We start from the raw sequence: 12,085 nt of genomic DNA, 5'->3' as shown, positions 1-12,085 counted from the left end.
GCTTTTCTGCCTGCTTCTTTCCTGCGCGCTAATGTCCCGCCAGTTCTTGCGGCTCTGGCGATTCTTGCACCCAGCCTCGCCTTGGCGGCACCGCCAGATGCGAAGGAAATCATGCTGCTGGCGCCCAACGTGCGCATCGAGCAGCGGTGCAACGCCAAAGCCATGGGCGTGATCGGCCGCGAGCACCACGACCTGCACCCCGACGAACTGGTAGCCTACGCCTTCGCGGACACCGTCATAAAGGACGCTTCGATCCGCGCGCCCGGTGCGGCGGTGCGCTCGGCCGGGAAGTGGTTCCGGCTCTCCTACACCTGCGAAACCGGCGACAACGGCACCAGCGTCGTCACCTTCCAATACAAACTCGGCAGCATGGTCCCCCGCGAGGATTGGGACGCGCATTACCTGGTGCCCTAGATATTGGGGACTGCGTGTTGGCGACCGCTTCGGCAAACGTGCCCCCGGTGAACGCTGAGCATTTTGCAATCAGGCTCGCGATTACAGCCGAAACATGCCCGCTGCGCTATTCTTTCGTGGCGACGACACTCCCTGTGTCACCACCATTGCCCTTGTCCGTCCACTCCTGGGGCAGACCGACCGCCCCGCTTACCAGCCCGGCAATCCCCGGCTCCCGCCCGAACGCCGCGCAGGCCGCGTGTTTCGGCGCTCCTCCGGCCCAGGCTTGCAACCGCTCCACCGAAGGTGGTTTGGGCTGGAACTTGAAAGGGCTCTCCCCGGTGACGACAAGCTTGCTGAAGTCCTCGCCGAACGCGCTGGCAAGTTCATAGGCATCCCCCGAAGTCGAGACCCGCGCGCCGCCGGAAAGGAAGGTGGCGCCCCTTCCCCACACCATCGCGGCATCCTGCTTACCGTCCGGCGCCCGCGCCTCCGCCTCCATGGAAAGACTGCCCAAGCCGATCGGGATGCGCGGCGTCGGCACGGGGATTCCCGGCAAGAGAATGGATTTGGCAACCGAAGCTAGTTTTGTGGCCGCAACGGCCTTTTCATCTGTGGGGACCATGTTCGTAATAACGGCGTGGATGGTCAGATCCGCCTTCTCCGAAGGCTCGACCACCTCGAACCGCTCGCTGAGCCCGGCACACATCGAACGGTCCACTGCGTTAGCGATGAGCTTTCTTTGATCGTCCGTTATCGCCTCAAGCTGCGCAGATGGGGCGAACACCGTTGGAACGAGACGCACCGTCTTCGCCGCGAGCACGGCGTCCTTGTCGACGCGAAGCTTGGATTTCGCAACCAAGCCATCGGCCTGGGTCAGATCGCTATAGGAGGTGAGCGACCCGCTCTCGCCCAAAGGGGCGGTCGCGCACCCGGCTAAAAATGGGAGAATCAGGAACGGCAGGGTGATACGCGCCATGTGACATCTCCCGGCGCGCCCGGGCAATTCGGAGGCGAACCTAACGTCACACAACCGTGAACCTTGCAGTTGGCAATATTGCGGCGCATTAGCCGCCAAAAAACGCCACCAGCTTCGGCACCACTTTGTCGCGCGCTTCGTCCATCAGCCAGTGGCCCGAACCCTCGATCACCACGCCCGTCACGTCCTCGGCCACGAGGCGACCCTGGTCGATAAGGAAGCTGCCGGAAGCCTTCTCGCCGGTGAGCACCAGCATAGGCATCTTCAGCTTGGTCTGGGCGAGTGCAACGAAGTCCTTCGCATCCTGCTCGAAATTGCGAAAAATCTCGAAGCCGGCGCGCATGGCGCCCGGCTGGGCGTAGCTGGCGGCATAGAATTGCCGATCAGCCTCCGACACGGACTTTTCGGGGTCGGCGGCGAAGTCGTTCCAGAAGTGCTCGAAATAGGTCCGCTCCCGGCCCTCCACCAGCGCCAGGGGCGTCTTGCCATAGAAGTGGAAATGCCAGAGGTCGCGCATGAGCCAGACATTGGTCCAGTCGCCAATGCCGGGCAAAAACGCATCCATCAGCGCGATGCGACTGACCTCGTCGGGATATTGCGCGGCATAGGCATAAGCCACCATCAGCCCGATATCGTGACCGGCGAGGCCGAACTTCGTGTGACCCAGCGACGCCATGAGGGCATGGACATCCTGAGCCAGGGTCTTCTTGTCGTAGCCGCCGTCCGGCTTGGCGCTTTCGCCGAAGCCGCGCAGGTCTGGCGCGATGACGGTGTGGGTCTTCGCCAGCTCGACAATCAGCGGCCGCCACATATGGCTGTTCTGCGCATAGCCATGGAGCAGAAGCACCGGCGCGCCTGTTCCGGCGGTCAGGTAGTGAAGGCGGACGCCATTCGCCTCGGCGAAGCGGCTCTCGATGGGGTCCGGCCCGGAGGCGCCTTCGGAAGCGGGAGAAAAGGCCGGCTGACGCACGCGCATGGTGTTCTCCGTCGCTCCAGGCTTGAGCCTGTCGGTGCGAGGATAGTCGTGCCGGCGGGAACCTGCCACCCTCTATTGTTAGGCAATGGTGTCCCCTCAGGCCGAAAGAGGAGCGGTCGGGAGGTTGCCCTACCCTCTCCTTCTGCCGCCCTTGCGGTAGCTCTTGGTCTGGGGATCGGGCCTGGGTCCCGGCTGGTAGTCGAGGGCGGACATGGGCTCGGCGCGGTCGGTGCCGGGACCCATGTCGTCGAGCGAGGGCTTGGCCACCTTGGCGGAGGCGCGCGGGGCGTACATCGGCAGCTCTTCCGGCGAGCGGTCGCGCTTGGTCGGCGCGGGTTGCACCTTGCCGACCGCAGCGGCGTCCTCCGGGGGCGGAAGCGCGCGCTTGATCTTGGCGGTCTTGGGCGGCTCGTTGGCGGCGCGGCCGTATTTCTTCGGACCACGGAAGCCGCCGGTCTTGTCGTCCACCGCCTCCTGGCGCGCCATCGGATCATCGCTCACCGCAAGCTCGGTGGCCTGGAGCCGCTTGATTTCGTCGCGCAGGCGCGCAGCGGTCTCGAAATCGAGGTCGGCGGCGGCGGCACGCATGCGCTTCTCCAAGTCCGCCATGACGGCTTTGAGATTGTGCCCGAACGCGGCGCCCTCCTCGGCAAGGCCAACGTCCACCTGCACATGGTCGCGCTCATAGACCGAGCCGAGAATGTCGCCGATCGCCTTCTTCACGCTTTCCGGCGTGATGCCGTGCTCGGCATTGTAGGCGAGTTGCTTCTCGCGGCGGCGTGTGGTCTCCGCCATGGCGCGCTGCATGGAGCCGGTTTCATGGTCGGCGTAGAGGATCACCCGCCCGTCCACGTTTCGCGCGGCCCGGCCGATGGTCTGGATCAGCGATGTCTCGGAGCGCAGGAAGCCTTCCTTGTCGGCGTCAAGAATGGCGACGAGCGCGCATTCCGGAATATCCAGCCCCTCGCGCAGCAGGTTGATGCCGACCAGCACGTCGAACGCGCCAAGCCGCAGGTCGCGCAGAATCTCGATGCGTTCGATGGTGTCGATGTCCGAATGCATATAGCGGACACGCACGCCGTTCTCATGGAGATATTCGGTGAGGTCCTCGGCCATGCGCTTGGTAAGGACCGTGACCAACGTGCGATAGCCCGCTGCCGCCACGGCGCGCACTTCCCCCAAAAGGTCGTCCACCTGGGTGCGGGCGGGGCGGATCTCCACCGGCGGGTCGATCAGGCCGGTGGGGCGGATCACTTGCTCCACGAACACGCCGCCGGTGCGGTCCATCTCCCAGTGCCCCGGCGTCGCCGAGACATGGACGGTCTGGGGCCGCATGGCGTCCCATTCCTCGAACCTGAGCGGGCGGTTGTCCATGCAGGACGGCAGGCGGAAGCCGTATTCCGCCAGCGTCGCCTTGCGCCGAAAGTCGCCGCGATACATGGCGCCGATCTGCGGGATGGTGACATGGCTCTCGTCGATGAAGACGAGGGCATTATCAGGCACATATTCAAACAGGGTCGGCGGCGGCTCACCCGGCTTGCGGCCGGTGAGCCAGCGGGAATAATTCTCGATGCCGGCGCAGGAGCCCGTCGCCTCCATCATCTCCAGGTCGTAGCGGGTGCGCTGCTCGAGGCGCTGGGCCTCCAACAGGCGGCCCATCTTGTTCAGTTCGTCGAGCCGTACCCGCAGTTCATTTTTGATGCCCGATATGGCCTGGATCAGGGTCGGGCGCGGCGTGACGTAATGCGAAGAGGCGTAGACCTTCACGCTTTTCATGTCGCCGGTCTTGTGGCCGGTGAGCGGGTCGAACTCGACGATGCTCTCCACCTCGTCGCCGAACAGCGAGACGCGCCAGGCGCGATCCTCGTAATGGGCCGGGAAAATCTCGACGCTGTCGCCGCGCACCCGGAAGGTGCCGCGCCCGAAGTCGGACTGGATGCGCTTGTATTGCAGGGCCACCAGATCGGCAATGAGTTGGCGCTGGTCGATGCGCTCGCCCACCTCCAGCTTGAAGGTCATGGAGGAATAGGTCTCGACCGAGCCGATACCGTAGATGCAGGACACCGAGGCGACGATGATGACATCGTCACGCTCCAGCAGCGAGCGGGTCGCCGAGTGGCGCATGCGGTCGATCTGCTCGTTTACCGAGGATTCCTTCTCGATATAGGTGTCACTGCGGGGAACGTAAGCTTCCGGTTGGTAATAGTCGTAATAGGAGACGAAATACTCCACCGCATTGTCGGGGAAGAAGCTCTTGAACTCACCATAAAGCTGTGCGGCCAGGGTTTTGTTCGGCGCCAGCACGATGGCCGGGCGCTGTAGCCCTTCGATCACCTTGGCCATGGTGAAGGTTTTGCCGGAGCCGGTAACACCCAGCAGAACCTGATCCTTCTCCTGCGCCCGCGCCTGGGCGGAAAGCTCGGCGATGGCGGCGGGCTGGTCGCCGGCAGGCTCGAATTCGCTCTTCAGTTCGAAGCGGATGCCACCCTCGCTCTTGGCGGGGCGGGGCGGGCGATGGGGCACCCAGGTCTGGCCGTTGATCTCGGCCCGTCCGGTTTCGATCAGCTTGGAGAGCGCCGCAACGGTGGCGGAGGCCCCGGCGGATTCGAACGCGCCGATATCGTCACCGGGCGCCAGCCCCAGCGAGGCGGCGACGGTGGGATCAAGGGTCTGAAGCGGCGCGGGCTCGAAATGACGCTGCGAGCGTTCGCCGAGCTTGCCTGGACGGGATGCTTTGGCCATGGCGCCAATATGGGGGCGAAGGACGCAAGTGGGAAGGAAGCGGGCGCGTCAGATGACGGAAAATCCGCCCAGCGGATCGATCAGCCCATCTCCCCGCGCAACCGCGCACCAACGCAGCGGCGGCCCATGAGCGGGAGGAGCGCGGCCAATTCCGGCCCCTTTTCCTGTCCGGTCAGGGCCAGCCGCAGGGGACGGAACAGTGCCTTTCCGTTGCGTCCGGTGCTCGCCTTCACCTCGGCAATCCAGGCGGCATAAGTGCCGGCGTCCCAGGGCTCGGGCGGGAGCAGGGTCGAAGCTTCAGCGAGAAACCCGGAATCCTCCGGCGCGAAAATGCCGGTGCGGGGGATGTCGACGATCTCCCACCAGTCCTTCGCGTCGGTGAAATGGTTGAGGTTGCCGCGCACGGCGAGCCAGAAATCGGCCCCGCCGCCGATCCCGGCATTCTCCAGCCGGTGCGCCACCGCCTGGAACGGCAGATGGTGCAGGGTGCGCGCGGTGAGGGTGGCAAGCTCCTCCGGGTCGAACCGCGCCGGAGCACGGGAGATGCGCGACAGCTCCACCTTCTGGCTCAGAGCCTCCAGGCTCTCCACCGGTGCCACAGCCTCCGATGTTCCGACCAGAACGGCGGCGGCGGCAACCGCCAGCGCTTCCTGCCCCTGCTCGCGCAAGGCCCGCACCGAGAGATGGCCCAGGCGCTTGGAAAGCCCCTCTCCGCTCGGCAGCGTCAACAGATTGTGGTGGGCGAAGCGCGGGGACGGACCGCCGAGCGCCTCAAAGATCTCGATCTGCACCGCGGTATTGGTGACATGGTCCTCGCCGCGCACCACGTCGGTGACGCCGAAATCGAGGTCATCCACAACCGAGGGCAACGTATAGAGGAACGAACCGTCGGCCCGCACCAGAACCGGGTCCGACAGGCCGGCCGTATCCACCTGCTGCGGACCGCGCACCCCGTCGACCCAGGCCACGAGCCGGTGGTCCAGTTTGAAGCGCCAGTGCGGCTTGCGCCCCTGCGCTTCCAGCGTCGCGCGCTCGGTGTCACTCAGCGCGAGAGCGGCGCGGTCATACACCGGCGGAAGGCCGCGCGCGCGCTGTAAGCCGCGCTTGAGGTCAAGTTCTTCCTCGGTCTCGTAGGCGGGGTAAAGCCGCCCTATGGCCTTCAGGCGCTCGGCGGCCGCGACGTAGATTGGCAGCCGGAACGACTGGCGTTCGACTCGATCGGGGGGAATGCCGAGCCAGGACAGATCCTCGGCGATGGCATCGACGAATTCCTGCCGCGAGCGGCCGGCGTCGGTGTCGTCATATCGCAAGATGAAGATGCCGCCCGCGCGTCGCGCCAGAAAGGCGTTCAGCAGAGCGGTGCGAACATTGCCCACATGAAGCAGGCCGGTGGGCGACGGCGCAAAGCGCAGGACAGGCTCGGACATAGCCGACAGCCATTAGAGCGCCGCGCCGCCGGAGGGAAGCCCATCCCCCGTCCGCGAGGGCGGGGGGATGGATATGCGGTTCAAGCCAAAGCCCGGATCACCGTGATGGCGGGCAGGGACTTTGCGGCGTGCATCCCGGGTTTTGTCCACCACCACCACGGTTCGGCGGCGGGCTCTGCTGCGGCGCGCCCTGCCCCGCCGGCCGTGCCTGTCCTCCGCCGCGCGGTGCATAATGCTGCTGCTGTTGCTGCGGAGCCGGCGCGGGCGCGGCTTGTGGCGGCGGACGATTGGGCTGCCCCCCCTGGTTGGGCGGGGGACGATTCGGCTGACCGCCCATATTGGGGGGAGGCTGGTTCGGACGCGGCTGGTTTACCTGGGGCGGCGGACCACCTGGGTTGCGCGGCGGCTGGCCGCCGGGGTTGTTCGGCCGGCCAGGATTGCCTTGCCAACCTGGGTTGACGGGGGCGCCGGGATTGTTGGGCCGTCCGGGATTACCCTGCCACCCTGGATTGCCGGGATTGCCCGGATTTCCCGGTCGTCCTGGATTGCCCTGCCAGCTCGGATTTCCTGGACCACCTGGATTGCCTGGATTTCCCTGCCAGCCGGGATTGCCGGGGCGCTGCCCTGGGGGATAGCCCCCGCCATTCCAACCCGGAGGACGGTAACCGGGATTGTTCCACCAGCCGGGCGGGCGCGGCCCAGGTCCGGGAGGCGGTGCGCCCCAGCCGGGACGGGGGCGGGGGTTATAATTCATCCAGCGCCCACGCTGTCCCCACCAGGGCGTGCCCTGATAATAGCGACCCCAATAATTGCCGAAGTTGAAAGCGACGACCGGGATGCCGAGGACAGGAGCATATTCGGGTACGAGAAACGTCTGGCCGCCCTGATAGACGCCGAGGTATTCGCCGAATACCCAGCCGCGCCAGGGCCCGTAACTGACATCGCACCAGGCCTGATTATAAAGGCAGCCGGCGATATCGACCTGCGATCCCCTGGGGATGACATTGATGCTCGGGTAGGCCGTGTCCGGCCCGGCCCGCAGGTTCACATTGCCTGTGGTGAAGCCACCGAACGCAGAGGCTGCGGTCGCGGTGCACGCCAGCCCCAATCCCACAATCAAACTCGCAACGCGCGAAACGGACATTTTATCCTCACCAGCCTGCCCGAACGGCAGAAGCTCATTCAGACCTTACTCGACGGCATTTCCAGCCCGCAGGCGTGGCGGGATTTGGTCACGGCCACGGCATCTTCGTGTAACCGCGCCGAACCTTCCGGCAAATACCGGGCAGGACGCATTTCCTTACGCATCCGCGAAAAGATTCCTTCGCTGCTGCCGCATTTTGCACATGGTGCGCAAAGCTGGGCCTTCCCCTTCATGGTCAGGCACCATTAGACTGATTCGAGTTGCAGAGGGTGCGATGGCACCGGGGGACGACGCATGAAGGAAATTCTCGAAGAGCTTGAGAGCCGGCGCGGTGTCGCGGCGCTCGGCGGCGGTGTGCGGCGGATCGATGCGCAGCATGCGCGCGGCAAGCTCACCGCCCGCGAGCGAATCGAGCTGCTGCTGGATCGTGGCTCGTTCGAGGAGTTCGACACCTTCGTGCAGCATCGCTGCGTCGATTTCGGCATGGAAAGCCAGAAGATTCCCGGTGACGGCGTCGTCACCGGCTGGGGCACGGTGAACGGCCGGCAGGTCTTTGTCTTCGCCAAGGACTTCACCGTGTTCGGCGGCTCCCTCTCTGAGGAGCACGCGCGCAAGATCACCAAAATCCAGGACCTCGCGTTGAAGACCCGCGCGCCCATCATCGGCCTGTTCGATGCCGGCGGCGCGCGCATCCAGGAGGGCGTCGCGGCGCTGGGCGGCTACGGCGAGGTGTTCAAGCGCAACGTCATCGCCTCCGGCGTCATCCCGCAGATCTCGCTCATCATGGGGCCGTGCGCGGGCGGCGACGTCTATTCCCCCGCCATGACCGACTTCATCTTCATGGTGCGCGACACGAGCTACATGTTCGTGACCGGTCCGGACGTGGTGAAGACCGTCACCAACGAAACCGTCACCTCCGAGGAACTGGGCGGGGCCAAGGTGCACACCACCAAATCCTCGGTGGCGGACGGCGCCTATGAGAACGACGTGGAGATGCTGCTCCAGACCCGTCGCCTCATCGACTTCCTGCCGCTCAACAACCAGTCCGGCGTGCCCGAATGGCCCTCGTTCGACGATCCGCTGCGGATCGACGAGAGTCTCGACACCCTGGTGCCGGAAAATCCCAACAAGCCCTACGACATCAAGGAACTCATCCTGAAGGTCGTGGACGAAGGCGATTTTTTCGAGATTCAAGCCGCGTTCGCCAAGAACATGGTCACCGGCTTCGGCCGCATCGAGGGCCGCACCGTGGGCTTCGTGGCGAACCAGCCCATGAGCCTTGCTGGCGTGCTGGATAGCGACGCCTCCCGCAAGGCCGCCCGCTTCGTGCGCTTCTGCGACGCCTTCGAAATTCCCATCGTCACCTTCGTGGACGTGCCCGGCTTCCTGCCCGGCACGGCGCAGGAATATGGCGGCCTAATCAAGCACGGCGCCAAGCTGCTGTTCGCCTATTCACAGGCGACCGTGCCGCTGGTCACAGTCATCACCCGCAAGGCGTTCGGCGGCGCCTATGACGTGATGGCCTCGAAGCATGTGGGCGGCGACGTCAATTATGCCTGGCCCACCGCGCAGATCGCGGTGATGGGCGCCAAGGGCGCAGTTGAGATCATCTTCCGGTCCGACATGGGCGATCCCGAAAAGATCGCGGCGCAGACCAAGAATTACGAGCAGCGGTTCCTCTCGCCGTTCGTCGCCGCCGAGCGCGGCTATATCGACGAGGTGATCACACCGAAGACGACGCGCAAGCGCCTCGCCCGCGCGCTCGCAATGCTGCGCTCCAAGAAGGTGGAGCAGCCGCTCAAGAAGCACGACAACCTGCCGCTTTAGCGGCCCCTCCCAACCCTCCCCCGCAAGCGGGGAAGGGCTGGGGCGGGGGAAGGCGGGACGTGAACTGAAAGAAATTCGCGCCAGCGGCGCCGGGGGACTAACTGAATGTTCTCGAAAATCCTGATCGCGAACCGAGGCGAGATCGCCTGCCGCGTCATCAAGACCGCCCGCAAGATGGGCATTAAAACGGTCGCCGTCTATTCGGATGCCGACAAGGATTCGCTCCATGTGGAGATGGCGGACGAGGCCGTGCACATCGGCCCGCCGGCCGCCGCTCAATCCTATCTGATCATCGAAAAGATCATCGCCGCCTGTAAGCAGACCGGCGCAGAGGCGGTGCATCCCGGCTACGGATTTCTCTCCGAGCGATCCGCCTTTCCGACCGCGCTCAAGGAAGCGGGCATCGTCTTCATCGGCCCCAATGCCCATGCCATCGACGCCATGGGCGACAAGATCGAATCCAAGAAGGCGGCGGCGGCGGCGAACGTCTCCACCGTGCCGGGCTATCTCGGCGTGCTGGAGGACGGCACCCAGGCGGCGAAGATCGCCGACGAGATCGGCTATCCCGTGATGATCAAGGCCTCCGCAGGTGGCGGCGGCAAGGGCATGCGCATCGCCTATTCGCGCGATGAGGTCCAGGATGGGTTCGACCGCGCCAAATCGGAGGCGAAATCCTCGTTCGGCGATGATCGCGTGTTCGTGGAGAAATTCATCGTCGATCCGCGCCACATCGAGATCCAGGTACTCGGCGACAAGCACGGCAACGTGCTCTATCTCGGCGAGCGGGAATGCTCGATCCAGCGGCGCAACCAGAAGGTGGTCGAGGAAGCCCCCTCCCCGCTGCTGGACGAGGAAACCCGGAAGAAGATGGGCGAGCAGGCGGTCGCGCTGGCAAAGGCGGTTGGCTACGACAGCGCCGGCACGGTTGAGTTCGTCGCCGGCCAGGACAAGAGCTTCTACTTCCTGGAGATGAACACTCGCCTCCAGGTGGAGCATCCCGTAACCGAGCTGATCACCGGCATCGATCTGGTGGAGCAGATGATCCGCGTGGCCTATGGCGAAAAGCTCGCCTTCACCCAGGACGATATCAAGCTGACCGGTTGGGCGGTGGAAAGCCGCATCTATGCGGAAGACCCTTACCGCAACTTCCTGCCTTCCATTGGCCGCCTGGTTCGCTATCGCCCGCCGGTCGAAGGCACGTTTGGCGACATCACAGTGCGCAACGACACCGGCGTCTACGAGGGCGGGGAAATCTCGCTGTATTACGACCCGATGATCGCCAAGCTGGTCACCCACGCCCCCACCCGCGCGGCGGCGATCGAGGCCCAGGCGGACGCGCTCGATGCGTTCGGCATCGACGGCATCGGCCACAATATTCCCTTCCTCTCCGCCCTGATGGCGCACCAGCGGTGGAAGGACGGCAAGCTTTCCACCGGCTTCATCGCCGAGGAATATCCCGACGGCTTCCATGCCCGCGCGCCCGAGGGCGAATTGACCCACGCGCTGGCGGCGGTGGCCGCCATCATCGACCACATCCAGAATGCCCGGAAGCGCCGCATCTCCGGCCAGATGATGGGCACCGCCGTCACCTTCGAGAAGCGCCGCGTGGTGCATCTCGGCGGCTCGCACGCATTGATGGTCGTGCCCTGCGAGGTCAAGGAAGCGGATGGCGCTTATAAGGTGCAGATGTTCGGCGAGGATGGCGCCAAGGGGCACGTCCACATCATCACCAGCGCGTGGAAGCCGGGCGAGCCGGTGTTCCTGTGTACCATCGACGGCACGCCGGCCGCGCTTCAGGTCCGCACGGTTCCCAACGGCGTGGCTCTGGCGTTCCGGGGCATCGCCACCGAGGCGCGGGTGTTCACCGCGCGCGAAGCCGAACTCGCCGCCTGGATGCCGGAGAAGAAAGCAACCGGCGGCGGCAAGGAACTGCTCTGCCCCATGCCCGGCCTCGTCGTCTCCATTGCCGCCGTTCCCGGCCAGGAGGTGAAGGCGGGCGAGGCTTTGGCGGTGGTGGAAGCCATGAAGATGGAAAACGTCCTGCGCGCCGAACGCGACGGCGTCGTCAAGGCCGTCCACGCCAAGGCCGGCGACAGCCTCGCGGTGGACGCGGTGATTATGGAATTCGCGTGATGGGGATGGGCGGCGGCTCATCAAAAGATGTCGTCATGGCCGGACTTGCCCCGGCCATCCACGCCCATCAGTTTACTCAAACCTTTGACGCTCAGTTCCCCCGGCACTGCGTGGATGCCCGGGACAAGCCCGGGCATGACGGCTTTGCCACGACGGGCTTCAACGATGCGCGAAGCTTACGTTTACATCATCACCAATCGCCCAAACGGCACGCTTTACATCGGCGTGACGAACAATCTCATTCGCCGGGTGTGGGAACATCGCGAGGGCGTCACGGACGGTTTCACGAAACGCTACAACCTCAAGAAACTGATCTATTTCGAACAGCATCAAACAATTTCGCTCGCCATCCAGCGCGAGCAAACCATGAAGCACTGGCCGCGGGCATGGAAGGTAAGGATCATCCTGGATATGAATCCAGAATGGCGCGACCTGTACGAAGATATCTCATAGGAAGTACCGTC

At 64.7% G+C, this 12,085-nt stretch carries 9 protein-coding genes; 4 read left to right on the top strand and 5 right to left on the bottom strand.

Annotated features, from left to right (window positions below; translation table 11 throughout):
* The first annotated feature begins 111 nt into the window (after positions 1-111).
* The gene (locus tag ADADO0_RS10885) at positions 112-414 is read left to right on the top strand and encodes a DUF930 domain-containing protein (protein ID WP_511305161.1); all 303 of its coding nucleotides are present in this window, start codon (positions 112-114) and stop codon (positions 412-414) included.
* 106 nt (positions 415-520) lie between these two features.
* On the opposite strand, the gene ADADO0_RS10880 is transcribed toward ADADO0_RS10885, so the two are convergent.
* The 5 genes from ADADO0_RS10880 to ADADO0_RS10860 form a co-directional block, all read right to left on the bottom strand.
* Complete coding sequence (locus tag ADADO0_RS10880) at positions 521-1,372, bottom strand: DUF3313 domain-containing protein (protein WP_511305160.1); 852 nt, start codon at positions 1,370-1,372, stop codon at positions 521-523.
* Between the two features lie 88 nt (positions 1,373-1,460).
* Positions 1,461-2,348 carry an alpha/beta fold hydrolase gene (locus tag ADADO0_RS10875; RefSeq protein ID WP_511305159.1) on the bottom strand — a complete coding sequence of 296 codons (888 nt, stop codon included), beginning with the start codon at positions 2,346-2,348 and terminating at the stop codon, positions 1,461-1,463.
* Positions 2,349-2,477: 129 nt separating this feature from the next.
* Entirely contained in the window at positions 2,478-5,090 is a 2,613-nt protein-coding gene (gene uvrB / locus ADADO0_RS10870) for an excinuclease ABC subunit UvrB (protein ID WP_511305158.1), read from the bottom strand.
* An 80-nt stretch (positions 5,091-5,170) separates the two neighbouring features.
* Positions 5,171-6,517, bottom strand: coding sequence for a glutamate--tRNA ligase (locus ADADO0_RS10865; protein ID WP_511305157.1), 1,347 nt, complete (start codon positions 6,515-6,517; stop codon positions 5,171-5,173).
* 97 nt (positions 6,518-6,614) lie between these two features.
* Complete coding sequence (locus ADADO0_RS10860) at positions 6,615-7,661, bottom strand: SH3 domain-containing protein (RefSeq protein ID WP_511305156.1); 1,047 nt, start codon at positions 7,659-7,661, stop codon at positions 6,615-6,617.
* A 294-nt stretch (positions 7,662-7,955) separates the two neighbouring features.
* On the opposite strand from ADADO0_RS10860, the gene ADADO0_RS10855 reads away from it, so the two are divergent.
* The 3 genes from ADADO0_RS10855 (at position 7,956) to ADADO0_RS10845 (ending at position 12,074) form a co-directional block, all read left to right on the top strand.
* Positions 7,956-9,488: an acyl-CoA carboxylase subunit beta gene (locus ADADO0_RS10855; RefSeq protein ID WP_511305155.1), complete on the top strand. Its 1,533-nt coding sequence runs from the start codon at positions 7,956-7,958 to the stop codon at positions 9,486-9,488.
* A gap of 105 nt (positions 9,489-9,593) precedes the next feature.
* Positions 9,594-11,621 carry an acetyl-CoA carboxylase biotin carboxylase subunit gene (locus ADADO0_RS10850; RefSeq protein WP_511305154.1) on the top strand — a complete coding sequence of 676 codons (2,028 nt, stop codon included), beginning with the start codon at positions 9,594-9,596 and terminating at the stop codon, positions 11,619-11,621.
* 165 nt (positions 11,622-11,786) lie between these two features.
* On the top strand, positions 11,787-12,074 hold the full coding sequence (locus ADADO0_RS10845; protein ID WP_511305471.1) for a GIY-YIG nuclease family protein: 288 nt from the start codon (positions 11,787-11,789) through the stop codon (positions 12,072-12,074).
* Positions 12,075-12,085 lie beyond the last annotated feature (11 nt).

It is taken from the genome of Aquabacter sp., from assembly GCF_965279295.1.
Taxonomy (GTDB): Bacteria; Pseudomonadota; Alphaproteobacteria; order Rhizobiales; family Xanthobacteraceae; genus Aquabacter.
Note: the sequence above shows the minus strand (reverse complement) of the source record. Positions and strands in the feature narration are given on the sequence as shown.